Source organism: Kaistella palustris DSM 21579 (genome assembly GCF_000422265.1).
GTDB lineage: Bacteria > Bacteroidota > Bacteroidia > Flavobacteriales > Weeksellaceae > Kaistella > Kaistella palustris.
The window spans coordinates 130,016-156,435 of record NZ_KE383813.1 but is presented as its reverse complement, the minus strand read 5'-3'; the positions used below and the strand labels follow the sequence as shown (position 1 = coordinate 156,435).

Here is a 26,420-nt window from a genome sequence, read left to right as displayed (position 1 = left end):
AAAATTGCTGTGTTATTACTTTACTTTAAAGATTTCATTACGTCAACCAATACCTGAACACTTTCTAATGGTAAAGCGTTGTAAAGACTAGCGCGGTAGCCACCCAAACTGCGGTGACCGTTCAGCCCGTTAATTCCGGCTTCTTTCCACGCAGCATCGAAGGTTTCTTTTTTACTTTCGTCAAGTAACTTGAAGGATACATTCATCAGCGAGCGGTCTTCTTTGTTACAGAATGTTTCAAAAAGTGGATTTTTGTCGATTTCACTGTAAAGAAGTTCAGCTTTTGCTTCGTTTCTTTTTTCTGCGGCAGCAATTCCACCGTTTTTTTCAAGATGCTGAAGCGTGAGCAGCGTCGCATAAACCGGGAAGACCGGCGGCGTGTTGAACATGGATTCCTTGGCAATATGCAGGGAATAATCGAGGTATGAAGGTATATCCCGGCCTGTTTTCCCAAGTATTTCTTTTTTTACGACCACCATAGTTACGCCGGCAGGACCCATGTTTTTCTGCGCTCCCGCATAGATCACATCGAATTTTGAGAAATCGAGCTGACGTGAAAAAATATCGGAACTCATATCGCAAACCATTAAAGTATCAACCTCCGGAAAAGATTTCATCTGCGTTCCGTAAATGGTATTGTTGGACGTACAGTGAAAATAGTCGTATTCGTTGCCGACTTTATAATCTTTAGGTATAAATGAATAGTTATCAGCTTTGGAGGAACCTACCACATCTACAGTGCCGAGTTTTTTAGCTTCCTTGATCGCGCCGGCGGCCCAGGTGCCCGTATCCAGATACGCAGCTTTCCCATTTTCGGCCTTCATGAGGTTAAAAGGAACCATCAGAAACTGCAGACTTGCGCCACCGCCTACAAATATTACTTCATAGTCATCATTCAGGTTCAGCAATCTTTTTACAATTGCGCGGGCTTCCTCCATCACGGGAACAAAGTCCTTGCTGCGGTGGGAAATCTCCAGCAGTGAAAGTCCAATGCCGTTAAAATCCAGAATTGCGGCGGCCGATTTTTCGAAAACTTCCTGTGGTAAAATGCAGGGTCCGGCGCTGAAATTGTGCTTTTTATTCATTTTTGTTATTTTGTACGAAGTGTAAGAATGCACATCGTGGTTGGTGTTTTTTGTAGGATATAGCGTAAAAAAAACTGCTCACAGTGCGTGAGCAGAATTACTATTCTCCGTGTAAAAAAGCTTTCTTCTCCAGCAAGCTTTCTTCAGATTCCACGTTATCTTCATCCGGTATGCAGCAGTCGACAGGGCAAACTGCAGCACACTGGGGTTCCTCGTGGAAACCGATACATTCCGTACATTTATCGGTGACAATGAAGTAGATGTCATCGCTTACCGGCTCCTGTGGGGCGTCTGCATCAATTGCCAAACCGGATTTCAGCACTACTTTGCCTTTCAGCGCTGTGCCGTCGGACGCTTTCCAGTCTACTGCACCTTCATATATTGCATTGTTGGGGCATTCCGGTTCGCAGGCGCCACAATTTATACATTCATCTGTTATTCTGATAGCCATTGCTACTTTTATTTTTTAAATTTGCACAAAATTACTAAAAATTCCCTCAATTTTCTTTATTATGACTATAGAAAAACAAATTTCAGGACTTTGCAGGTTAGGTGCCCTCATTAATAATTTTTTAAATGCAGATCCTGAAAATGATAATGAAGTTAATGCGGAATTTTCAGCATTATTAAAGAAATCGGAAATTGAAAATCCGTGGTTTACCTTAGAAAATCAAAAATTTGCACTTTCGCAGTGGGCTGAACTGCTGACAGAATCTCAACTCAGCGGATGGCTTTCTCACTATCAGCCTTCGAAAACTCAAAAGCGTGTAGGCCTGATTCTGGCAGGCAACATCCCGATGGTTGGCTTTCACGATGTAATTTCAGTGATACTGAGCAATCATATTGCGGTGATAAAACTGTCGTCAAAAGATAAACGGCTGTTGCCTTTCCTGCTTCGGAAATGGCAGGAATTTGCCGAAAGTTCACTTAGTTATGAATTTGTAGAAAAGCTTGAAGACTTTGATGCGGTAATCGCTACAGGAAGCAATAATACCGCGCGCTACCTGGAGTATTACTTTAAGGATCACCTGAGTATCATCCGTAAAAACAGAACTTCAGTGGCGGTTTTAAGTGGTGCTGAAACTTCGGCCGAGCTGGAGCTTCTGGCGGAAGATATTTTCCGGTATTACGGCTTGGGCTGCAGAAATGTAACGCGCCTGTTTATTCCTGAAGATTTTAAGATCGACCGTTTGTTCGAAAGTTTCCTGAAATTCAAAGGTATTATTAACCACCATAAATACGCCAATAACTACGAATACAACCGCGCTGTCTACCTGCTGAATCAGGAACAGTTCTGGGATAATAATTTTGTGCTTCTGAAGGAAGATGAGCAGCTCTTTTCGCCGCTGGCAGTGCTTCATTTCTCCCGTTATTCAGCTATTGCAGAGGTACAGGATTTCCTTCGTGAAAACGAGAAAGATATTCAGACTATTGTGGCAGATCCCGGTCTGGGTTTTGATTCTATAGGTTTCGGAGAGGCGCAGCATCCCGGTCTGGACACTTATGCAGACCATGTGGATACCATGCGTTTTCTGGAGGTGATCTAAACACCACCGGTTTATATTCTCGAATTTCGCGGATGCAGCAGCGTTCTGAAGAGCATCACATCTTCGCCAAATTTCTGTTCCAGTCTTTCTGAGATATTTTTCAGTTCTATACCCAGAAAATCATCACGCCGGTCAACACTGTCGAAAAAGAGGAGGAGGTTTGTGTTTTTTCCTTCGGCGATCATCTCGCTTTCCACATCGGCAAGCATATATTTATCAACGTCGAAAAGATTTTCTATCATTTGGGGGAATTCTGTGTGCAGATAATTTTCCCACTCTTCCTGGCGGTGGTTCAGGGTATGAAAAGTCAGGCTCACAACAGTCATTATTTTATGTTTTTTTTATGGTTACAGCACAAATTTACAGCGCAAAAATCGGTAATTTTTTTGTAAATTAGCCCCTTATTAAAACCAAGAAGTTAGGATAAATCAGCGCAGGTTCTAAACCTCTGATTTTCATCTTATTTAAAAAACATTTATGCATAAAGAAGGAGAAAGGTTAATTCCTATCAACATTGTTGATGAAATGAAATCCTCTTATATCGATTATTCGATGTCGGTAATCGTTTCCAGAGCGTTACCCGATGTAAGAGATGGCTTGAAGCCGGTTCACAGAAGAGTCCTTTACGGTATGTACGGACTGGGCGTTTTTTCTAACAGAAAATATTTAAAATCCGCGAGAATCGTTGGTGATGTTCTCGGTAAATATCACCCGCACGGTGATACTTCCGTGTACGATGCAATGGTGCGTATGGCGCAACCGTGGAGTCTGCGTTATCCGCAGGTCGATGGCCAGGGTAACTTCGGTTCTATGGATGGTGATCCGCCGGCAGCAATGCGTTATACCGAAGCCAGACTGCAGAAAATTTCTGATGAGATCCTTGCCGACCTTGATAAAGATACCGTTGATTTTCAGAATAACTTCGATGATTCACTTACGGAACCTACCGTAATGCCGACCAAGATCCCGAATCTTCTGGTTAATGGAACTTCGGGTATCGCCGTAGGTATGGCGACCAACATGGCGCCGCATAACCTTACTGAAAGCATTAATGCCATTGTGGCTTACATCGATAACAGAGAAATCACCATCGATGAATTGATGAAGCACATCATCGCTCCCGATTTCCCAACAGGTGGAATTATTTATGGTTATGACGGTGTGCGTGATGCTTTCCATACAGGGCGTGGCCGTATCGTACTCCGTGCAAAGGTGAACTTTGAAGAGATCGGCAACAGAAATGCGATCATCGTTACCGAAATCCCATATCAGGTCAATAAAGCCGAGATGATCGCACGTACTGCAGAACTGGTAAAGGACGAAAAGATTCCCGGTATCTACGAGATCCGCGATGAGTCCGACCGAAACGGTCTGCGAATCGTATATGAACTGAAAAATGATGCAATTCCGAACGTTGTTCTGAATATGCTTTATAAATATTCCTCAATCCAGACTTCATTCAGTGTAAACAATATTGCATTGGTAAAAGGAAGACCGGAGCAATTGAATCTCAAAGATCTTATTCACCACTTCGTGGATCACCGCCATGAAGTGATCGTGCGCAGAACCGAATACGAATTGAAGAAGGCTAAGGAGCGCGCGCATATCCTGGAAGGATTCATGAAGGTGATCGGCACCCAGGATGATCTCGATAAAGCCATTGCGATCATCCGCCACAGCGCGAATCCTGCCGAAGCCAAGACCGGTTTGATCAATGAATTCGACCTTTCTGACATTCAGGCCCAGTCCATCCTTGATTTAAGGTTGGCGCGACTGACAGGAATGGAGCTCGACAAGATCCGGGCGGAATACGAAGAGATCATGAACCTGATCAAAGACCTGGAAGATATTCTTGCCAATGAAGATCGCAGATTCGAGATCATTAAAAATGAATTAATTGAAATCAGAGAAAAATACGGCGACGAAAGACGCTCAGAAATAGATTACTCAGGCGGCGAAATGTCCATCGAAGACCTTATTCCCGACGAAAAAGTTGTACTAACCATCTCTCACGCAGGTTATATCAAAAGAACCTCGCTGTCGGAATATAAAGTACAAAGCCGTGGCGGCGTAGGAAACCGTGCAGCAACTACCAGAGATGAAGATTTCCTGGAATATATTGTAGCGGCAACCAATCACCAGTATATGCTTTTCTTTACCGAGAAAGGAAAATGTTTCTGGTTAAGAGTTTTCGAAATTCCTGAAGGTTCCAAAACATCAAAGGGGCGCGCCGTGCAGAATCTCATCAATATTGCACCCGACGACAAGATCAAAGCATACATCAGAACCAATGATCTGAAAGATGTGGATTATGTAAAACAGATGAATGTGGTGATGATCACCAAAAACGGAACCATCAAGAAAACCTCTCTGGAGGCTTATTCGAGACCAAGAACAAACGGGGTGAATGCGATTGAGATCCGTGATAACGACCAGCTGTTAGGTGCAAGATTAACGAACGGCAGTTCCGAGATCATGATCGCGACCAAAAACGGGAAATGTATCCGTTTTCCAGAAGAAAAAGCCCGTGCCGTAGGTCGTGGCTCCATTGGTGTCCGTGGTATTTCACTGGACGAAGGCGACGAAGTCATTGGCATGATCGTTGTGGACGATGTGCAGAATGAAACTGTTTTGGTAGTTTCTGAACATGGCTACGGCAAGCGTACGGCGGTAGAGGATTACCGTATAACGAACCGCGGTGGCAAAGGGGTAATTACCTTAAATATCACCGAGAAGACCGGTAATCTGATCGCCATTCAAATGGTGACCGACGATGACGGTCTGATGATCATTAACAAATCCGGTGTAGCCATTAGAATGGGAATGGATGAAATGCGCGTGATGGGCCGAAATACACAGGGTGTAAAAGTCATCAACCTCAAGAAAAACGATTCCATTGCGGCTATTGCAAAAGTGGAAATGGACAAAGATGTGGAGGAAATTGAAGAAGAAGCCGAAATGGAAAACCTGGAAATCACCGATGGTGAGGTTACCATTGAAACTGAAGTGACGCCAACAGACGATGCAGGCGTTCCCGAAGATGAAACCGCCGCAGCTGATGACGGTGAAGAAGACAACGATTCAGAATAAATTTTAAACCAATTTTTTTTAAAAATAATATAATGAAAAAAATATTTTTAAGCGCAGCATTAGTTTCAATGACTTTTGCGATGGCGCAGAAAAAAGAGATCGCTGCAGCTGCAAAGGCAGTAGAGGCGGGTGATATGTCGGCTGCCAATGCGCAGATCACAGCTGCAGAAGCAGCAATGGGTGGGCAAACGTATATGTTGGAGCCTTCCGTTCAGGAGCAGTATTATTATGCCAAAGGCATGTCCCTTCTAAAAGCAGGAAAAAGCGCAGAAGGAGCTACTTATCTTGCAAAAATGACGGACCTGGGAAAAATGAAAATCTATACCGGAAAAGACAGTTCCAAGAACAAAGTGTACTACGTGGGCAAAGAAGCTGCAGATAAATCGGGCATTCAGGGTTTGAAAGAAGAAACTTACAATCCCACGCTTACCGGAAAGATCGCCAACACGATCAACCCGCTTATCGAATCTGCCAACAAAGCCGCAATGGATTATTACAATGCAAAAAACTACGCTGCGGCAGCGCCGAAGTTTGAGGAAGTGTATGACCTTTTAAAGGCCGGCGGACAGGATAATAAACAGTATCTGTATTATGCCGGTTTAAATTACGCCCTTGCACAGAACCGTCCCGCTGCAATTAAGGTTTACGATGAGTTGATCTCTTCGGGATATACCGGCGCGGAAACCACGTATACCGCGAAAAACAAGAAATCAGGTGCTCTTGAGAATCTTTCAAAAACAGCTTGGGACCTTTACAAAAAGATGGGCGATGCTGCTGATTACACCGATTTCAAAATGGACAAGTCCAAAAATATTGAGCAGGAACTGTATGAGACCAACGCCGCTTTACTCATCGAAGACGGGAAATACGATGCGGCGCTCGCACTTATTGATGCCGGCATGAAGAAATTCCCCAAAAGCACCAAGCTCGCAGAATTTCAGGGAACTGCTTATTACAAAGCCGGTAAGATGGATGATTTCGTGGCTACACTAAAATCTACCGTAGCAAAAAACCCTACCGATTCCAATGCGTGGTATAATCTCGGTGTATTGCAGAGCAAAGATCCTGCAACCGAAGCTGAAGCTGTAGCATCCTACAAGAAATCTCTTGAACTGAAGCCCGACTATGTAGAGGCATGGCAAAACCTTACGTATCTGACCATGGGTGATGATGCCAAAGCCATCGACGATTACAACGCTGCCAAAAAAGCGGGAAAACCAGATGCAGCCAACAAAATCATCGAAGCCCGCCGCGCCAGACTTGCGGCAACCTTGCCTTATGCGGAAAAATGGTACCAGTATGATCCCAACAATTTAGAGGCTGTAAGACTGCTCAAAGGACTTTATCAGTCCAATAAGAATGAAGCAAAATTCCAGGAATTCAAAGCCAAGGAAGCTGCCATGAAGGCTGCCGAAGGAAAATAAACTTTTGCAGAATCAATCTAATCCAAAATGTACTGAACCCGTTTCAGTACATTTTTTTTGTTTTCAGCTTTCGTAAAATGCGTATTTTTTTCAGGAGCAACCTGGATTTGAGCTGTTCCGAAGTCGGGTCGCGCTTTCCACTATATCCCAGCCCCGGCTTCGGGGCTGGGGATGCCGTTTCAATCGCGGCTATAAATCAAGATCCACATTTTTCCGGTAACTTTTCTAAATTATTCCCGCGACGAATCTGACCGACACCGAAAACGCCCATACAACTTTAAATTGCAGCCGGGATTTTTAGTAAAACTTTAGCACTAAGACTTTTTTCACCTCTTGATTTCTTCGTAAATTCGGTGAAAATATTATCACATGACAGCATCTGAAAAAATATCGGCACTGCGCCAAAAAATGCAGGAAAACAATATCGGCGCGTTTATCATTTATTCCGCGGATCCGCACATGAGCGAATATCTGCCCGCGGAGTGGCAGGAGCGCACCTGGCTTTCGGGGTTTACAGGTTCTGCAGGATTTGTGGTAGTTACCAAAGACAAAGCGGGCTTATGGACAGACGGCCGTTATTTTGTGCAGGCGCCCAAAGAACTCGCCGGATCGGGTATCGATCTTTATAAAGACGGTATGGATGGCACACCTGATTATATCGACTGGATCATTTCCGAAATTCCGGAAGGCGGCAAAGTCGCCGTCAATGCGTTGGCTACTTCCCACGCCAACTGGCAGCTTCTGCAGGAAAAACTGTCAGCGAAAGGCCGTAAAATCGTCGATCTTCCGCTGTTGAAAGACATCTGGACCGATCGGAATGCAAGCGCGAGGAAAAATCCTGTATTCGTGCATCCCGTAGAACGGGCCGGAAAATCGGTCACCGAAAAACTCAACGATATCCGAAATAAAATGGAGGAGCTCGGTGCGTCCGTACATCTTATATCGAGTTTAGATGATGTAGCCTGGACCTTAAACCTTCGCGGCAGCGATGTACAGGCAAATCCTGTATTTCTGGGCTATATTTTACTGACAAAGAACGAGGCGAAACTTTATGTGGATCTCGATAAGCTTGAAACCGATGCCAGAAAGCAACTCGATGATTCCTGCGTAAAAATGATGCCTTACGACAACTTCTTTGAAGATCTGAAAGACATTAAAGATGAAAAAATACTTATTTCACCGAACAGCAACCAGTCCATTTTCGAAGCATTAAAAGAAAATAATACATTCATCAAAGCACCCGTTCCCGGGAATTTAATGAAAGCCATTAAAAACCCTGTCGAACTCCAAGGCTTCCGAACGGTAATGCAGCGCGATGGAGTTGCCATGGTCAAGTTCCTTCACTGGCTCACTTCGCAGGTTGGCAAAGAACCTATGAGTGAATTTACGGTCGGCGAAAAACTCCGCGGCTTCCGCTCGGAGGGAAAGAATTTTGTTGGAGAAAGTTTTGGCAGTATCGTTGGTTTTAAAGAAAATGGCGCTATCATGCATTATTCCGCGAAACAGGAAGAATGTAAGGAAGTCACTGCCGAGGCCACGATTCTTGTGGATTCCGGCGGACAGTACCTTGAAGGAACCACCGACATCACGCGGACTTTGGCGCTCGGCAAACCTTCGGAAGAATTTAAACACAACTGCACTTTGGCCTTGAAAGGGCTTATTCAACTGTCGATGGTGAAATTTCCAAAAGGAACGCGCGGCGTTCAGCTGGATGCCTTTGCCAGACTCGCCCTTTGGAAGGAAGGTAAGGATTACAACCACGGAACTGGCCACGGCGTTGGCAGTTTTATGAATGTTCACGAAGGTCCGCAAAATATCCGCAAAGATATGAACATGCAGGATCTGATCCCGGGTATGGTGCTTTCCAACGAGCCCGGATTTTATTATGAGAACCATTACGGCATCCGTCATGAGAACCTGATCGCCGTACGCGAAAAGGAAACCACTGATTTCGGTACTTTCTATGATTTCGAAACGCTGACCATCTGTCCTTTTGACCGGAATGTCATCGCTGCGGACCTGCTTACCGAACCTGAAAAAGACTGGCTGAATTCCTATCACGAATGGTGCCGCGAAAAACTTGAAAACGAACTGGAGGGTGATGTAAAAACCTGGTTTTTGGAACAGGTAAAACCGCTTTAACCAAAACTCCCAACTTACCAAGGATTAATTTTTAAAAGTTATTCCTGCTTAAAAAAGGTGCCCACTAAAATGTCGGCATCTTTTTTTTGCCTGATCCGAAAGATATATTTAAAAAATGGATATCTTTAATAAAATCATTTTGATGTCCGCAGAACAACTTCCACTTAGAACCGTTGCAGGTTTCGACTTTACGCAGCCGCCGGTATTCGCCGTTTCGCTTGTACTGATCTGCACTGTCGTATTTTTGCGCTATCTGATTCTTTCCGGCGCCTATCATTTTATGGTCCTGAAGCTGCGCAAAAATGGTAATTCCAAAAGGCTTCTGCTGTCTCACCACAACATGCGCAGCCAGATCAGAAGGGAACTCATCCTTTCGTCTGTAAGCGCGGTAATTTTTGGCGTGACCGGAATGGTCGTACTGGTTTTATACCAGCTGGGTTATACGAAAGTGTATACCGATGTTCGTGAATATCCGCTGTGGTATTTGCCGGTGAGCATTGTCATCTACCTGCTGCTGCATGATCTGTATTATTACTGGCTTCACAGGTGGATGCACAGTTCGGCCGTACTGCGCCGGTTTCATATGACGCATCACCAGAGTGTTCGCACAACGGCCTTCACCTCCTTTTCGTTTCATCCGGTGGAATCTTTGCTGCAGGCAGTTATTTTGCCGCTGATCATTATGTTTCTGCCCATGAGTCTTACCGCGGTTTTTATCACTTTATTCTTAATGACGCTGTCTGCCATCATCAATCATGCGGGCCTCGAAATTTATCCGCTTGGTAAAAGGTTCAGTTTTATAAGAAAGAACGTAATCGGCGCCACGCACCACGACCAGCATCACAGGAACCTGAAGAAAAACTTCGGCCTGTATTTTACTTTTTGGGACCGTTGGATGAAAACAGAGAAATAGCTGACGGAAAAGTAGGCCGACATAACTAATCGCTCAACCAGCTTTTTTGATGGAGCCTTTTAATTTCAGCCAAAAGTTCACCGTCGCCGGGACCGCGAACCGCAATATTTTTAATGATTTCTTCCACCGGCAGGAAGTTAATTGGCGCCGCCGGTAGTGCAGATTCCTTCTGCCAGTTTGCTAGCTGCTCCGCCGAACTCAGATATACTAAAGCTCCCAAACCGACCCAACCGTGGGCAGCGGCACACATCGGGCAGTGTTCGCCGGTGGTATACATCGTTGTGGCTGCCCGCTCTTTTTCGGTGAGATTTTCTGCCGCCCCATAAGCCAGATCTATTTCCGGATGGGCCAGGACTGTTTTTTCGTTCACCCTGTTCCTGGCCTCCGTGATGATGGTTCCGGAATCATCAACCAGAACAGAACCAAACGCTTCGTCGCCGGCATTTACCGCTTCTGCAGCGAGCTCCAGACATCGCTTCAGATACTGGATGTCATTTTCTGTAAGTTTGTTTGCCATCAGGTAAAATTATGGAGTACTGTTTATTAAAGGAAGTCAGGTCTTGCGGGCATGTTTAATGGCCGAGATTCAGCATATATTTAATGATTGCGAGTCGGGAGTCGGAACGGGGATCTGTAATATCGGTGGCGACAGGATAAATCTTTACGATATCCGGATTGTCTTTGGTGAGGAAGGCCATATTCGCCTCGCCACCGGTCATCAGGAAATCAGCCAGCGCTACATGATAGGTTTTCGAGGGCTCTATCGGCATTTCCTTTAAAATCCAGACAGATTTTTGGGGATCATAGTTCACGGTAGATGAATACTGGAGGAATCCGCCTGAACCCACATTATTCCGGCCGGCTTCCAGAATACGTGTCAGTAGACTTCCCTTCATATCTACTTCCATAATGGCGCCGCCGTACGGCAAAGAACGGATGATACCGTACTCTGTGACGGGCATTTGTATAATGTCGTCCACCCGGATCGAGCCGGAATTCAGGATAGCGACATCGGCGGCAGGCGCGGCTTTTTCCATGGCAGAAACCACAATTCTTGTAAGATTGGTTTTTCCGCTGCGGATCATTTCCTCCCGCCCGTCCAGCGGTTCGCCCCGTTCGAGGATCACCCGCTGCGTATCAAATCCCAGCGCCGCGAAATTGGCGTTTCCGATATCCATCCATTTCTGTACGACCTCGGAAGTTTCGGGATCGAGTGGTACGGAAGTATCCAACATTCTAAGCTCCGGAACCACGGAAGTCTTTTTGTTTTTCACATCGATGGTCAGATAGTTTACATACGCTGATTTAGCGTTGGCATGTGCTTTTGTGATGTAAATGTTGCCGATCTTCTTAAACTGCATATTGTGTTCGTGACCACCCATGATCAGGGCCAAGCCGGGAACGCGGCGCGCAAGTATGCTGTCTTCCTCTACGGAGGTGTGGGTGATCGCCACCACCGCATCACATGAATCTTTAATTTGGTTGTAAAGTTTTTCAGCGACCTGATATTCATCGGTGTAAGACACATATTCTGCTTTGTTAAACGGCAGCGTGAGCCCTATGAAACCGATTTTTGCCTGGGTGCCGTCTTTGTCCTGCACGTTCATGATATAGGTTTCGGGAAATTTCTCAGTTCCGGCAGCAGTTGTTTTGGTAAATGGAGCAATACCTGAGGCGGTTTTGTGAAAAGTGTTTGATGACACCCACTGAAAAGCAGATTCATCGATCCTGCCCTGAAGTTCTTTTTCGGTAATATCGAACTCATGGTTGCCAAAAACTGCAAGATCGAGCCCCGCCGAATTCAGTGAGGCTACCATTTGCCGGCCGCGGATCCTTTTGCCTTCGTATTTTAAGCTGTTATATACCGACGGGCTCAAAAAATCTCCCGCCATCACCATAAACGTATTTGGGTTCCTGGCGAGCTCCTGTTTCTTTAATGTCGCTACGCGCGCCACGCCGCCGACCTTTCCACCCTGTAGCGGAGCAATTTCGTATACATCATTGATCTGAACGAAAGTGATGGTGATCTTACCGTCGTCCTTTGCTGCCCTCGTTGGCGTTTTTACTGTGGCGCACGATGATAAGGCGAGCATAGCCAATAACGCGTAAACCGGAAATCGAGTTTTCATTTGAAAAAGTTTAACCCCTAAGTTATCAATTATTCGCAGTTTGCGCAAACAGAGTTCCGAAAGAGCGTTTTTATTTCCGAAATTATTCTGGAAATTCGGTTGATACTCAACTTTTTAGAATTAGACGCCGTCTGCTTATGTATTTTTTTTAATAATAATCTCTGGTGTTCTATTACTGATTAATATCGATTTTAATAATCAATTGCGAAAAATATCATTCGCATGAACTGAATATTTTAATGAAGCGCAAAAAAAACTGCCCATTATGAGCAGTGTAGTTTGACTGGCTGTGAGTTGTGATCAACAGTGCAAAATTTGAAAGCGATATCCCGTTTGCTGATGATTTATTTTTTAATAATTTTTGTTGAGAATGCTTTACCGTTTCCTGTAGTGATTTTAATGATGTAGATGCCTGCAGTTAATTGACGCACGTCGACCTGTTTTTGATTTCCGCTCATATTCAATAGTTTTTGACCGGCCGAATTATAAATTTCGACTGTTCTAATATCGGTCGGGCAGCTGATATTGATGAATTCATGTGCAGGATTAGGATAAACGCGGATTGCAGCAGCCGGATTTTCGTTTACGTTCAAAGTGCAGTCTGCATTCATTGAAAACAGCTGTCTGCCTGTGGGCAGTCTTGCAGAAAAATATATTTTACTTCCCAACTGCACATACCGGGTCTCATAATCCAGACTTCCTTCGGTGGGGTGAATATCTTTGATCTGATAGGTTCCTGCCTCCGTTCCGTTGGTAACCCATGGTTCCACGTTGTTGGCGCCGCTGTCACCATCAAAGAATAGCACATTTCCGCAGCCGCCTTTTGTGGCGTAGACCGCATAATTCGCCGAATTCTGGCCCGGGTTTATGTCTTTGAGTAAAGTCGTATTTTGTGCCGTGCCGTCACTTACCCAAAGTTCAAAACCATGTGTTCCATCATTTGCAGTTACAATCATTTTACCGTTCACTTCCACAAATCCTGACACGCCGGAACTGCCAGCAGTGTTGAATACTTTTACCGGCTCTGTACCGCCGGGCGTCCCGTCGGTGACCCACATGGCGCCAGCATTGACTCCGTCGCTGGCGGCAAAATATAGTTTTCCGTTGTAAACCCCCGAATTAAAACCGTAGAAAGCGTCACCACTGCCGGAATTGATGTCTTTAAGTAACTTCGTACCGCTTTCGATGCCGTCACTGGTCCATACTTCTCTGCCGTGTGTGCCGTCATTTGCCGAGAAATACAGTTTGTTATGGTAGACCTTAAAATTCTGAGGATTGCTGTCTCCTGTTCCGGACCAGATGTCTTTTACGCGAATTGTGCCGGCAACCGTTCCATCGGTGGTATACAGTTCTCGATTGTAAATGTTGGGTGCGGTATCACTTGCTGAGAAGTATATTTTTCCGTTGAGCGCGGTCAGGTTAGAAACTTCGTATAGATCATTCCTTAGCAGTTGCGGTGTATTGCTTCCCGCCTCCAGTATATATAGCTGCGGACTGTTGGGCGAGGCAGAATTGCCCGCGACAAAGTACATTTTCGAGCCCGACACCGTAAACTGCGTAGCAGCCGTCGAATTGCTTCCCAGCGTAGAAACAGACACAGTTCCTGCCAGGGTACCGTCAGTTTTCCAAAGCTCGGTGCCGTTCACAGGATCACCAAAGGAGAAGTACACATTATTGTCGAAAGCAGCCATATTCAACACCTGCGGCAGTGTTTTCAGTTTCAGTGTATTCGCAGCGGTGCCGTCGGTCATATATAATTCGAAAGAATCTTCCAATTGTACGTTAAAAAACAGCCGGCTGCCCAAAGTGGCAGAAAAGTACAGGTTATTGACGCCTCTGTACGTATTTCCTCCGGTATATACAGGCGTTACCACTTGTGGATCATACTGTGCGAAAGCGGTTCGCGCCAGACAGAGCAGAAGGAGAAAGGATAATTTTTTCATAATGTAATTTTTAATGATAGACGGATGCCTCTTTAAATAAAATTAATTCGCGCCATGTGAAGGCGAAATTGTGTAGGAAGTTTAATTTTCCAATAAGCTAAACTGAAACGTGCTCTTTACGAACTTTGAAAAAAGAAGTAAATTCATTTATATAAAGGTATTGGTAGCGGCTAAAAAAAATATACCCTGGGGAGGGTATATTTGCAAATATTAGCGGTTAAGATCAAAGTTGAGACAATAATAACCTCAGTATTTCTGAAGCGGGTCTCAATGCGAACGGTTAGTGCGAATCAGGAAATACGAATGATGAAATTCAGATGTCCCGGAAAGATCAGGGATCAGGACCAAAGCCTTTTCATAAAATTCAGCGCGTTCTCACTGCTGATTTTCTGCATTTGTTCTTCGCCAAAGTTTTCCTTCAGCGATTCATTGATTTCGGGATAAAGTCCTGCATTTTCGTAGGCCGGAAAGTAAAACGGGATCCTGGATTTATCCGGATGATTTTTGGTGTAGAAATAATCGGCACCGTAACAAACGGCATCTTCACCGCCCAGCTGTATCCCGTGTGCAGCATGTTTTTCAAGGCTTTTTTCATCTTTGGGATTTACGAAAGCCCGCACGAAATTCAGGCCGATCAGGCCCTGTTGGTGAATGATCTCTTTCGCCACCTCATCGGTCAGATTCCGCGGGTGCGCGAAAACTGGCCGGTAGTTGGAATGACTGGCTAATATGGGGATTTTAAGGTTTTCTTTAGCAATATAGCGCAGCATGTCATGCGCCAGCGCATCACTTGTATGCGAAAAGTCCAGCGCTATATTTCTACCGTGTAGATAATCAAGCAGGGCTTTACCGTCGTTTTTTAAACCGGCGGTAGAGAAATTGCCACCACCAAACCTGTTTTCTGCATGATGTGTAAAACTCATATACAGAATATTTCCCACGTTCCCGATGATTCTTTCCAGATTTTCGAAACCCTGTTTAAGAGGTATTGTTTCGGTACAGAAAGCAGAGCCACTCTCAATCGCGGCGAGCATGCCGATTTTTTCAGCAGTTCCAAAAGTGTTTAAATCCTGTTTTCCGAAGCGGTAAAGCTCATTTTCCTGGTGATCCAGTTGACGGAATATTTCACTTTGCTGCAAGCCAAATTCATGACTGTCATCTGTCACGGGTGCAAAAATCGCCATGATCTGTAATTTGACATTTCCCTTCATTAAAAAAGGAACTGCGCAGCCGATATCTTCGGTTTTATAAATGCCGGAATTCGGCTGTGTAAGATAGGAGAGGAGATCGCAGTGAAGATCTATAACGGCGGTTTTCATAGAGTTTTTAATAGTCTGCTAAAATAATGATTTAGGCGGAACTACACTTGAGCGCGGAACTCACCTGAAAATTGAATTTAATTTTAAAATTTCCAAACTCTAGCAGTGCTTTTAGGTGGTTAATGCTTCAAATGCAATTTTTTTAAATAGCTCCCTTTCTTCGGTCGCTTAACTACGAGTTTGTTTTTTATAAACCACTTTTTGTCATTCAGAGCGGAACAAAGTGAAGCGTGGAATCTCAATATTAGTTTCTAATCTTTTCTTTATTCTTTTTATTTCATTTTTTTTCCTTGATAAAAAGAACCATCCGCCGCGGCGGAAAAGACTGGAAACTCGCCTAATTAGAATTTAATTCTAAAACTTCCAAACTCGGGCGGAAACTTTAATTGTTTCTTCGATTAACAATTTTTGCCGCCACTCAAACACTGGAAACTTGCCTCATTATTTATTATTGTTTTATTTGAATCGGCGCACCTCCTTTGTCGGTTTCTTAATGGCTCAAATTTCAATTTTCTTAACGGCCCCGTTTCCCAGGTCGTATCGAAACTCCTTTTTCAAATCAGCACATTTTCAAATTCTCAAATTGCCACATTCTCAAATTGCCACATTAGCACATTCTCAAATTATCATCGATCCATCGTCAACAATATCTTCCCGATATGTTCGCTGCTTTCCATCAACCGATGCGCTTCAGCAGCTTCTGTGAGAGGGAATGTTTTGTAGATGATGGGATGAATCTTTTTTGAATGAAACATCGGCCAGATGTTTTTTTCCACTTCTGTGGCGATCTGGGTTTTTACTTCCGCAGTTTGGGGTTTTAGAAAACTTCCTGTCACCGTGAGATTCTTTGCCATTAGGGTGCGCAGATTAATATTGACGTCCATGTTTTTCATACCGTTGATGTAACAAAGTCGGCCTTTTTTATTCAGGATCTCGAGATTCTTTTGGGTGTAATCTCCGCCGACCATGTCTAATATAACATCGATTTTTTCGTCTTTCAGGACTTCTTCGAAGGCTTCTTTTTTGTAGTTGATGACTTTGTCAACGCCCATTTTCTGGAGGAAATCAATCTTGTCTTCAGTTCCGGCGGTGGTGTAGGTTTTGCAGCCCCAAGCTTTTGCCATTTGCAAACCCATGGTTCCGATACCTCTGGTGCCGCCGTGGATGAGTAGTTTTTCACCAGATTGAAGTTTGCCTAAATGAAAGACATTAAACCAAACCGTAAAAACCGTTTCTGGAATTGCCGCAGCGTCGGTTAAACTGATTCCTGCGGGAATGGGAAGACAGTGAGAACTGTCGACCGCCACGTATTCTGCATAACCGCCGTCTGCAATGAGAGCGCAGACTTTGTCGCCGACTTTTTTATCTGTTACGGCTGAACCGATTTCTGTTATTTCGCCGGAAACTTCTAAACCGGGAATTAAAGTGGTTGGCGAACCTTTGCCGTAAGTGTCGGTGTTTTTTCGCGTGATAATATCGCTGCGATTGACTCCGGCGGCTTTTACTTTAATCAAAACCTGGTTTTCTGCCGGTGTTGGTTTTGGAGTTTCCTGTAATTGTAAAACTTCCGGCCCACCGGATTTTGTGATATGGATTGCGCGCATTTTATTGGTTTTAAAAGAGTAATACAGGTACATATTTGGTAGCAACAAAAGTAGATGTGTTAAAGAAATTTAATTTTAAAGAGAATGTTGAGAATTCTCTTACGAAAACTATTCTGCGAAATCATCATGATTTGAAATTTCTAGTATGCTTTTATGAAAGACCTCAAGGTTGTCAATTAATGATTCGACAAATAATAATGATTTTTGATAGGAATTCAAAATCTCTTCTAATGTTTTTTCAATTGAATATGATCCAAAGTTTTGATGAACTAATCTATTTCTTTCATTTCCTAATTCTATAAATGAAATTATACTTTCTTTCAAATTACCATCTTCACTTACTTTTACATTCATAAATTTTTTGAATTCTTGGCCAAATAATGCAAAGAACGGATTAGCATTTTTGCTCTCCCAATCAATTAATGTATGATACTGTCTTTTAAGACCTTCATTTACTAAAAACTCTTTAATGCATATTGATTCGGAATTTTTAGAATCGAAATACTTTGTGTAGGAAAACAATTACAGGAGTAATTCGAAAAGTTATTATAAGATTTTGTAGGGAATTTAAAATGTTATAAGTCTTCAATGTCTTTTATTAAATTTGCAAAATCATATTTCGTTACTTCACGTTCAAAAATTTTTAAATCAAATTTATGATCTAAACAAAATTTTTTTAGGAGGTTTAATGATTTTTCGTAATTACATCTAAATGCTTCGTTAGATGTTTTAATTTCATTTCCACGATAGTACTGTATTCCATATTCACGATATTTTTCTAATAAATTATGAATTTGTCTTTCGCGAAATCCCATTTCATCAACTTTAATTACTGCTAAAATTTTCCAATCGGCGTGCATTCCATATCCTTTATTTTCATTTAAATATTTTTCTCTCTTTTCATAATTTGTAGTCGCTCCTATTTTTATTCGTTCACCCCATTTTGAACCTGCGATATAAAGATATCCACTATTTCTTTCTCGAGAATGATAACTGATCGCAGATGAGTTACACATTACACATTGTCCAACGGAATTTTTTATTGTATGTCCTCTTTTGCATGGAAATGTATTATAAGCAAATTTTTTTTTATGATATTTCATAATCGCTTTTACACCAACTGTCAAACGCATTTTCTGAACATCTATGCAATTCTCAAAATCAATTTTGTGTATTGTGAAAAATTCTTTTTCTATTTCATTCATTTAAATATTTTTATAAATTTTTCATATTAATCAAATAAGTAATTCACTAAAAATAAGAAATCTTATTAGATTTTACATTATTCTTTGTTTTAATATTTTTAATTTTGAAATTCCAAAAAGAAAAACCGCCCTCCATTCTAGCCCCGATGGTAACGGCATCCCCGCCGCGGCGGGATATAGTGGACAGCGGGTCGGGTCTTCGAAAGAGGCGAAATCTTTGTGCTCCTAAAAAAAGGAATAATTCCGTAATTTTACAGCATGAATCAAGATACGATCTGTGCCCTAGCCACAGCAAACGGAGTTGGAGCTTTGGGAATTATTCGCCTTTCCGGCAATGATGCCGTGAAGATTGCGAAACGCTGTTTTCAGGGAACTGACCTGGAAAAGGTGAGATCCCATACGGTGCATTATGGATATATCGTGGATTATAAGGATCACGTTGTAGGTGGAAATGAAATGGACTTTGTGATTGATGAAACTCCTGAAATGACTAAAAAAGACGGTGGTTCGCATCAGTATGTAATTCCCGACCATAGACCATTGACCACAGGTTCAGACCCGGTCATTTATAAAACAGAAGAACTCATTGATGAAGTCATGGTCTCCGTATTTCTTGCGCCGAAGACTTTTACGACCGAAGATGTGGTAGAAATTTCTTTTCACGGATCGCCGCATATTGCAAAGAAAATTCTGGAAGTTTTGGTGAAGAATGGGGCGCGACTGGCGAAAGCCGGGGAATTTACGATGCGCGCTTTTATGAACGGCAGAATTGATCTGGCGCAGGCGGAATCGATTGCTGATTTGATTGCTTCGGAAAATGAGGCGTCGCGGAAAGTGGCTTTGAATCAGTTGAAAGGGGGAATTACGAATGAGATTTCAATCCTTAGAAATGACTTGCTGAATTTTACGTCGCTGATTGAACTGGAACTGGATTTCGGGGAAGAGGATGTGGAATTTGCAGACCGTACCGCCATGACTCAATTGCTGCTCAACTTACGTCATAAACTGGGTTCTTTGATTGAGAGTTTCCAATACGGAAATGCGCTGAAAAATGGAGTTGAAGTCGCCATTATCGGGAAACCGAACGCTGGAAAATCGACGCTTTTGAATGCGTTATTGAAAGAGGAAAGAGCGATTGTTTCTGAAATTGCCGGTACAACGCGGGATACGATTGAGGAACTGATTCATTTGAAAGGAACGGCTTTTCGCTTTGTGGATACAGCGGGACTTCGGGAAACGACGGATGTCATTGAGAAAATTGGCGTAACGAAAGCGAAGGAGAAAATTGCTTCGGCGAAAGTGCTGTTGTATCTTTACGATGAGCAGGATTCCTCGCCTGAAGAAGTAATTGCTTTTGTGAAGGAATTCCACCGCGAGGATCTGAAAATTGTGCTGGTTCATAATAAAGTGGATTTGACCAACGACGAAATACCTAATGAATTTGACGCCACTTTAAACCTGGAATTGTTTCCGGATTTTTGTGATGAATTGTTGAGGATTTCCGCGAAAGATCAAACAGGAATTGAAGCCGTAAAAACGGTGTTGATCGATTACGTGGAGAATTTGAAAGATCAGGAAAGCAATGTGATCATTACGAATCAAAGGCATTTTGATGCCTTGCAGAATTCGCTGCAATCTGTTCTTCAGGTGGAAGTAGCGGTGAGTTCCGGGATTCATACCGAACTGTTGGCGTATGAATTGAGAAATGCGCTGGAGCAGTTGGGTGAGATTTCCGGAGAGTTTACGAATGATGAGGTTTTGGGGAATATTTTCTCGAAGTTTTGTATTGGGAAGTAGTTACCCTTCTTTTATTTGCTAACACATTGTTATTCTTTTAGTTAAAATTATTTAATTTTCTCTTTTTTGTTGCCCGATTGTGTTTTTTCGTGTATATTTGTTGCCCAGATGTTGCTACAGCAACAAATTTGTTGCCCAAAACTAGTATAATCTAGTATCGGGGAGTTTCTGCACCATGCAGCACCACAGAGCTACAAACGGCACCATCTGGCAACAAGATGAACACACGACTCAGCATTCCAAAACACTGTCAGCTGTGCGGTCAGGCATTCGTAGCGCAGACTACCACTACAAGATACTGTGGTGATCGCTGTGCAAAACTCGCATACAAGCTGCGAAAGAAAGAAGAAAAGATTCAGCAGGCACTTTCCGAACAAACTAATTTTGCAAATGATGCAAAACCGCAAAACTTGCAAAGTCTGCAAACCTTGCAACCTTTCCTCAATCTTAAAAACAAAGAATTCCTAAGTGTTCAGGAAGCAGCAGAGCTTCTGGGAGCAAGCAGATGGACTATTCAAAGACTGGTGCAGCGAAATGTATTGCATGCAGCTAAGCTTGGCCGTAGAACTATTATACAACGATCCGAAATAGATAACCTTTTTAAAACTGATGGAAAATGAAAGTAACATTAAGGCAACGGCAGAAAGGAAATAAGATTTCACTCTATCTGGATTTCTATGATAAAGGGAAGAGGGAATATGAACATCTTGGTTTATATCTTACACCCGAACCAGATAAAGGTAAATTGACCAAAGCGCAGAAAGATGAGAACAGAAAAATTCTTGACCTCGCCGAACAAATCCGGAGCAAGAAACATCTCGAAGCTCAAAATAATATTTATGGGTTACGAGATAAAGAAAAACAGAGAGGTAAATTCTACGAATTTTTCGATGCCCTAACTGAAAATAAATATGAAAGTTTGGGAAACTATGGCAACTGGAATGCCGTACGAAAAATGATAAAAGATTATGACCCTAAAGAGGTCAGTTTCGAACATTTAAATAAAGAGTGGGTAGAAGGTTTCAAAAACTACCTCAGCCGTGAAGCAAAAACCAAAACCGGCGAAGGAATATCCTTAAATACCAAATACAGCTACTTTAACAAATTACGGGCGGCATTAAAGCAGGCAGTCAAAGAAGGACTGTTACAAACCAATCCAGCTGATTATGTTGAACCTTTCAAGCAGGATGATGTGCAGCGCGAATTCCTTACTTTGGAGGAAGTTCAGAAGTTAGCAAATACCCATTGTCGGAATAAAACCCTGAAAAGAATGTTTTTATTTTCCTGTCTTACTGGTTTGCGATGGTCTGATATAGAAAAACTGAAATGGTCAGAAATCCAGCATTCAGAAAATTTAGGTAATTTTATCAGGTTCAGGCAAAAGAAAACAAGCGGAGCGGAAACGCTGCCAATTGCGGAAGAAGCCAGGGCACTTTTAGGCGAACAGAAAGGCCAGGAAGAAAAAGTATTCTCGGGATTAAAATACGGAAACTGGAATAAAACCTATCTCAAAGATTGGCTTACTGATGCGGGTATTCATAAACATATTACCTTCCATTGCGCAAGGCATACTTATGCGACATTACAGATTTCGTTGGGAACCGATATTTATACAGTCTCAAAGCTGTTGGGTCATAAAAATCTTTCTACAACGGAGATTTATGCCAAGGTGATTAATGAGAAAAAGGTAGCGGCAGCTAATAAAATAAAAATCAATTTATAAGATATGGATCATAACTCCTCCCTGATTGAATATATTTTCAATAACGAAAATTTAGATTTTATTGTCGATGTTGAAAATAAAAAAATTACCGTTAAAGATTATGATGAAGTAAATCAAAATCTTTTTAATCAAACCTCCGAGCTGAAAAAGCAAATATTTTCGATGTTTATCAAAGGAGAAGATGTCACGTTAAATAGGATTAAAACAAAGCTTTTACAAACAAAAGAACTATTAATGGAGTACAGTAATATTGGCTTCATGATAAATGTTGTAAACAAAGATTTTGAAGGTACGATCGAACCGGAAGATGTACGTACGATGAATAATCTTAAAATCTATTATATTGATGAAATGGTATCGGTAATCAATAATTTCTCTTTTGAAACAGCGGAGGTTCCCGTTGCTAAAGCATCTTTTAAATCTGGTTACACCGTCGAAGAACTTGCTTATTTTTTCAAACTTTCAATCGAGCAGGGAATTATTGTTTTAGACAAAAACCAAAAAACCAAGTTCTTTGATTTTATAGCGGCCAATTTTCAGAGTAAAGACCAACAGCAAATATCACCCAACAGCATCCGAAACAAAAGTTATGATCCATCACCGGCAACAATAGAAAAAATCCGCGAAGATCTTCTGCAGATGCTACAGTTAACTCGCGCTCACAGAGACAGTGATAAAATAGAATGGAAAAAATAATGGAAAAACCAAGAATGTTTTTAGTTGAGGATTTGGAGGATAAAATAATAGATGCCGCAACGAAGTACTATATTAATTTTACAAACGAGGTAGAGGAATTCGATCCTCAATACTTCGCCAAACTTCTTGAAGGTCCGCAATTACATGATTTTGTACAAACAACATTTGAAAAAATACAGCACCTAAATAACCAGGAAATAAATAAGTATCTCACAGTTTCATTAAGCCAGTTTAAAACACATCAACCAGACCGGCGTTATGATTTTCTTAAAAAATTGTTTTTTCAAAAATATTGGATTCCCAATGATATGGAAGAGCATTATATACGCATGCCAGAACACCAGTCCAAATATTTTGATCATGTATTTTATTACTACGACAAATATTTTCACCTCTATCACGAAGCAGCAGACCAAGTTCTGCAGGATTTCAAAAAAGGCTATTTGGGTTCCTTTGCCGATTTCGCACTACCAAACACGGTGCAGCCAAAACAAAAACTCAAAACCAACCTCAGCGTTAAAGAACTAGCCTATTTATTTCGGGTCCTTTACGATGAAGAAATCATTGACAGCAAACACAAAACCGACATCTTTAATTTCATTGCCGAAAACTTTTCCTCAAAACAGAAAGAAGATATCAGCGCAAATTCTATAAAAAACGCATTCGATACTCCCGACTTCAATACAGTCGATTTCTGGCAGGAAAAATTCACCCATTTCATGCAGAAAGCAAGAAAAGACAAAGAAAAATAATCACCAAAAACACCGATAAACAGACACTTTAACGCGGGGTTGTGCAACCCTGTGCAACTACCGTAGCGTCTATATGCTGCATTACTTTGCTTCCATAATTCAAGTTTAACCTATTAAACCCACAAAAATGGAATCAGAACAAATCTTACAAAAGCTCACGCAGCTCGAACAGAAAATCGATGAACAAAACCTTCTACAAAAAGAAGTAATCAATTTTAATGATGCATGCAAGTATCTTGACATCAGTGCATCACATCTTTACAAACTCACTTCCCAAAAACAGATCCCGCATTTCTGCCCACAAGGCAAGAAACTCTATTTCCGTCGCCAGGAAATTGATGAATGGTTAATGCGCAACAGACAGGAAACCGCCGAAGATATAGAAACCGCTGCCGCAAATTACTTAATCCGAAACAAGCGCAGATCATGAGTTTCTACAGATTTTCCGAAGAAGAGGTACAGCAAATCCTCAGCAGATTAGATAAGATTTCTTTAGAGCTCAAACAAAGTCAGAGAACGCAGCCTGAAGAAGTATGGTATGACAGTCAGGAATTCCTTTCCATTATGAATGTCAGCAAACGCACCGCAGCCTATTGGCGAACTGAAAATATCATCACCTATGTCCAGATAGGAAATAAAATCTACTACCGGCTCAATGATATTTTGGAACTACTTTCTAAATGTACCGTTCCTGCAAAAAACACCAACCTGAATCCGAAAACTGATGGCAACAAATTTTCAAATGACCAGCACCCAGGCTGAGCTGATGGTAACTGTTTTCCGAAACTTTACGTTAAAAGTAAAACATTCCACCATGCAGGAGTGTATAGAAGAGATCAAGAACGGCAGCTATAAAAAGCAGGTCGAAGAAATCAGAAAAATAAATACTGAAAAGGGAAAACAGGAAGCCGACAAACTCAAAAAAAATCTACTGGCATTTACAGCTTCCGGCACTTTTGAAAATCACAGGCGAATTACGGACATTACAGAATATAACCAGTGTGTAATTCTGGATTTCGATGAGATCACTCCCGTGAATCTACAGTCCGCAAAAGACACCGCCATTCTTGCACCTTTTACTTTGGCAGCGTTCATCAGTCCACGCGGAACAGGGTTGAAAGTAGTGGTTAAAGTCAGTACCGGCATTTCAGAACACGGCTTGGCATTTCAGCAAGTTGCGGACTATTATGAAACAGCGCTAAATGAAACCGTCGATCCTTCTGGAAAAGATTGTTCACGACTTTGCTTCATGTCTTGGGATTCTGATGCCTGGTATAATGATGAGGCGGAACTATTTGACGTTTCAGTGAAACAGCCCAAACAGAAAGAAACCAAAACGGTTTTGTCCGATGATGAAATATTTGCAAACCTCATTAAATTCACGGATAAAAAACTCACTTATCAACACGGCAGCCGTAACACCTACATTCATCTGTTAGCCTGTAACTGCAACCGTAATGGCTTATCACACTCTAGTGCAGAAGCCAGAATATTATCAACCTTCAATCTCGATCCAAAAGAAATTACAGCGACAGTAAACAGTGCCTACAAACTGAATGAAAGCGAACATAAAAAGTTCTCAGGAATTACAGATATTGCAGACCTTGCAGAATTTGCAAACACTGCAAATAGTGCAGCGCCGATCACGGAAGATGTGCTGAAATCCATGCCGCATATTCCGGAAGAGGTCTATCAAAGCCTGCCCAATATCCTGAAAGAGGGAGCATTGGCATTCGACGAAGATCGCAGAAAACGCGATGTGTTTTTGACCAGCGCACTCACAGTCATCAGCGGATGCCTGCCGGAGGTTGTTGGGATTTATCACCAGGAAAGAGTATTTCCGAATCTATTCGGATTTATCATCGCACCGGCAGCAAATGGAAAAGGCGTAATGAAAAACGCCAAACGGCTGGCAGACAAATACCATTGCAAAATTACGGAACAGTCCAAAGCAGAAAAGGAAGAATATCAAAAGGAATTACTTAGATACAAAGCCATCTGCGCCAAACTCAAAAAAGGGGAGGATCCTCCTGAACAGCCCGTAGAACCACCGTTCAGAAGAGTGTTCATTCCAGCCGATACAAGCCAGTCCATGCTCATCAAAATGATCAACGATAACGGTGGCAACGGCATTATGTTCGAGACGGAAGCTGATACAATGTCCGGAGCAAATAAACAGGATTGGGGAAGTTACTCACCGCTCTTGCGGGGTGCATTTCATCATGAACCTATTTCCATAGCGCGCAAAACCAATAATGAAGTATTTGAAATTAAAGAACCCAAAATTGCCGTCTGTCTGTCAGGTACTCCGGCACAGGTTCCTCGCCTCATCGGATCTGCAGAAAACGGATTGTTCAGCCGCTTTATGTTCTATGCTTTCAGAAGTCCAATAGTCTGGCAAAGTCCCGCTCCGGCGGCCAATGGAATTGTATACAACGATCATTTCGCAGAACTCTCCGAAAAACTTTTGCAGGCTGCAGAACTGCTCATCAATTATCCTACAGAAGTACAGTTTACCCACGACCAGTGGTCGTGGTTCAACAGGGAATTCAAAGACCGGTTAGAGCAGTCTGTTCTCTATAATTCCGACGATATTGCAGGAGTGGTGTATAGATTAGGATTAATAACATTCAGAATCTGCATGGTGTTTACAGCGCTTCGCAAATTCGAAAATGGCGACACTGCAGATACCGTTTTTTGTACGGACGAAGATTTCACGGCAGCCATATTACTGAGCAAAGTCTATATAGAACATTCTATAATGGTCTTTAACAGTCTTTCAGCCAGTGACCAGGAAGAAAACTTCAAACCCACAAATAATAAAGAAAAATTAATTGCGCTATTACCAGAAACTTTTCAACGAAAACAGGCAGTAGTAGAAGGTGCTAAACTAACTTTAAGCGAACGCACAGTAGATGATCTGTTGCGGAAATTGGTTCCCGAGGTATTGGAAAAGATTAAAGATGGAGTTTATAAAAAAATCAACAATCAAAAATAACAAAATCTTGTTATCTTTGGTGGTTTACTAAAATTAACAAAAACAAAACACAC

General features: G+C 42.3%; 23 protein-coding genes. 13 read left to right on the top strand and 10 right to left on the bottom strand.

Annotated features, from left to right (window positions below; genetic code table 11):
• Window positions 1-20: 20 nt before the first annotated feature.
• A complete protein-coding gene (serC, locus tag H562_RS0113300; RefSeq protein ID WP_027377953.1) occupies window positions 21-1,085 on the bottom strand; it encodes a 3-phosphoserine/phosphohydroxythreonine transaminase in 1,065 nt (354 codons plus the stop codon).
• 100 nt (window positions 1,086-1,185) lie between these two features.
• Complete coding sequence (locus tag H562_RS0113295; RefSeq protein WP_027377952.1) at window positions 1,186-1,536, bottom strand: 4Fe-4S binding protein; 351 nt, start codon at window positions 1,534-1,536, stop codon at window positions 1,186-1,188.
• A gap of 61 nt (window positions 1,537-1,597) precedes the next feature.
• Here H562_RS0113295 and H562_RS0113290 point away from each other — a divergent pair, with 61 nt between their 5' ends.
• Window positions 1,598-2,632, top strand: a complete 1,035-nt coding sequence (locus tag H562_RS0113290) for an acyl-CoA reductase (protein WP_027377951.1) — start codon at window positions 1,598-1,600, stop codon at window positions 2,630-2,632.
• Between the two features lie 11 nt (window positions 2,633-2,643).
• On the opposite strand, the gene H562_RS0113285 is transcribed toward H562_RS0113290, so the two are convergent.
• A complete protein-coding gene (locus H562_RS0113285) occupies window positions 2,644-2,958 on the bottom strand; it encodes a DUF4286 family protein (RefSeq protein ID WP_027377950.1) in 315 nt (104 codons plus the stop codon).
• A 151-nt stretch (window positions 2,959-3,109) separates the two neighbouring features.
• Here H562_RS0113285 and gyrA point away from each other — a divergent pair, with 151 nt between their 5' ends.
• The 4 genes from gyrA (at window position 3,110) to H562_RS15180 (ending at window position 10,201) form a co-directional block, all read left to right on the top strand.
• Window positions 3,110-5,722 (top strand): DNA gyrase subunit A, encoded by a 2,613-nt coding sequence (gene gyrA, locus H562_RS0113280; RefSeq protein WP_027377949.1) that lies wholly within the window; start codon window positions 3,110-3,112, stop codon window positions 5,720-5,722.
• Between the two features lie 32 nt (window positions 5,723-5,754).
• Entirely contained in the window at window positions 5,755-7,146 is a 1,392-nt protein-coding gene (locus tag H562_RS0113275) for a tetratricopeptide repeat protein (RefSeq protein ID WP_027377948.1), read from the top strand.
• Window positions 7,147-7,515: 369 nt separating this feature from the next.
• The gene (locus H562_RS0113270) at window positions 7,516-9,288 is read left to right on the top strand and encodes an aminopeptidase P family protein (protein WP_027377947.1); all 1,773 of its coding nucleotides are present in this window, start codon (window positions 7,516-7,518) and stop codon (window positions 9,286-9,288) included.
• Window positions 9,289-9,430: 142 nt separating this feature from the next.
• A complete protein-coding gene (locus tag H562_RS15180) occupies window positions 9,431-10,201 on the top strand; it encodes a sterol desaturase family protein (protein ID WP_084466386.1) in 771 nt (256 codons plus the stop codon).
• Window positions 10,202-10,226: 25 nt separating this feature from the next.
• On the opposite strand, the gene H562_RS0113260 is transcribed toward H562_RS15180, so the two are convergent.
• The 7 genes from H562_RS0113260 to H562_RS0113230 all read right to left on the bottom strand — a co-directional run bounded on the left by H562_RS0113260 (window position 10,227) and on the right by H562_RS0113230 (window position 18,401).
• Window positions 10,227-10,718: a nucleoside deaminase gene (locus H562_RS0113260; protein ID WP_027377946.1), complete on the bottom strand. Its 492-nt coding sequence runs from the start codon at window positions 10,716-10,718 to the stop codon at window positions 10,227-10,229.
• A gap of 55 nt (window positions 10,719-10,773) precedes the next feature.
• Window positions 10,774-12,330: a bifunctional metallophosphatase/5'-nucleotidase gene (locus tag H562_RS15175; RefSeq protein ID WP_034691198.1), complete on the bottom strand. Its 1,557-nt coding sequence runs from the start codon at window positions 12,328-12,330 to the stop codon at window positions 10,774-10,776.
• A 344-nt stretch (window positions 12,331-12,674) separates the two neighbouring features.
• Window positions 12,675-14,273, bottom strand: a complete 1,599-nt coding sequence (locus H562_RS0113250) for a T9SS type A sorting domain-containing protein (RefSeq protein WP_027377945.1) — start codon at window positions 14,271-14,273, stop codon at window positions 12,675-12,677.
• A gap of 338 nt (window positions 14,274-14,611) precedes the next feature.
• Window positions 14,612-15,592: a dipeptidase gene (locus H562_RS0113245; protein WP_027377944.1), complete on the bottom strand. Its 981-nt coding sequence runs from the start codon at window positions 15,590-15,592 to the stop codon at window positions 14,612-14,614.
• A 626-nt stretch (window positions 15,593-16,218) separates the two neighbouring features.
• A complete protein-coding gene (locus H562_RS0113240) occupies window positions 16,219-17,196 on the bottom strand; it encodes an NAD(P)H-quinone oxidoreductase (RefSeq protein WP_027377943.1) in 978 nt (325 codons plus the stop codon).
• 108 nt (window positions 17,197-17,304) lie between these two features.
• A complete protein-coding gene (locus tag H562_RS15170; RefSeq protein ID WP_051190516.1) occupies window positions 17,305-17,718 on the bottom strand; it encodes a HEPN domain-containing protein in 414 nt (137 codons plus the stop codon).
• Between the two features lie 53 nt (window positions 17,719-17,771).
• Complete coding sequence (locus H562_RS0113230) at window positions 17,772-18,401, bottom strand: GIY-YIG nuclease family protein (RefSeq protein ID WP_027377942.1); 630 nt, start codon at window positions 18,399-18,401, stop codon at window positions 17,772-17,774.
• Window positions 18,402-18,659: 258 nt separating this feature from the next.
• On the opposite strand from H562_RS0113230, the gene mnmE reads away from it, so the two are divergent.
• The 8 genes from mnmE (at window position 18,660) to H562_RS0113185 (ending at window position 26,367) form a co-directional block, all read left to right on the top strand.
• Window positions 18,660-20,198: a tRNA uridine-5-carboxymethylaminomethyl(34) synthesis GTPase MnmE gene (gene mnmE / locus H562_RS0113220; protein ID WP_027377941.1), complete on the top strand. Its 1,539-nt coding sequence runs from the start codon at window positions 18,660-18,662 to the stop codon at window positions 20,196-20,198.
• Window positions 20,199-20,416: 218 nt separating this feature from the next.
• Window positions 20,417-20,818, top strand: coding sequence for a helix-turn-helix domain-containing protein (locus H562_RS0113215; protein WP_027377940.1), 402 nt, complete (start codon window positions 20,417-20,419; stop codon window positions 20,816-20,818).
• Window positions 20,815-21,921 carry a site-specific integrase gene (locus tag H562_RS0113210; RefSeq protein ID WP_027377939.1) on the top strand — a complete coding sequence of 369 codons (1,107 nt, stop codon included), beginning with the start codon at window positions 20,815-20,817 and terminating at the stop codon, window positions 21,919-21,921. Before H562_RS0113215 ends, H562_RS0113210 begins: the two co-directional genes overlap by 4 nt.
• Window positions 21,922-21,924: 3 nt before the next feature.
• Complete coding sequence (locus H562_RS0113205) at window positions 21,925-22,617, top strand: hypothetical protein (RefSeq protein ID WP_027377938.1); 693 nt, start codon at window positions 21,925-21,927, stop codon at window positions 22,615-22,617.
• Window positions 22,617-23,369, top strand: coding sequence for a hypothetical protein (locus tag H562_RS0113200; RefSeq protein WP_156832009.1), 753 nt, complete (start codon window positions 22,617-22,619; stop codon window positions 23,367-23,369). Before H562_RS0113205 ends, H562_RS0113200 begins: the two co-directional genes overlap by 1 nt.
• 127 nt (window positions 23,370-23,496) lie before the next feature.
• Window positions 23,497-23,799 carry a helix-turn-helix domain-containing protein gene (locus H562_RS0113195; RefSeq protein ID WP_034691196.1) on the top strand — a complete coding sequence of 101 codons (303 nt, stop codon included), beginning with the start codon at window positions 23,497-23,499 and terminating at the stop codon, window positions 23,797-23,799.
• On the top strand, window positions 23,796-24,131 hold the full coding sequence (locus H562_RS15165; RefSeq protein ID WP_034691195.1) for a helix-turn-helix domain-containing protein: 336 nt from the start codon (window positions 23,796-23,798) through the stop codon (window positions 24,129-24,131). The genes H562_RS0113195 and H562_RS15165 overlap by 4 nt, the downstream gene beginning before the upstream one ends.
• On the top strand, window positions 24,094-26,367 hold the full coding sequence (locus tag H562_RS0113185) for a DUF3987 domain-containing protein (RefSeq protein ID WP_084466379.1): 2,274 nt from the start codon (window positions 24,094-24,096) through the stop codon (window positions 26,365-26,367). Before H562_RS15165 ends, H562_RS0113185 begins: the two co-directional genes overlap by 38 nt.
• Window positions 26,368-26,420: the final 53 nt, after the last annotated feature.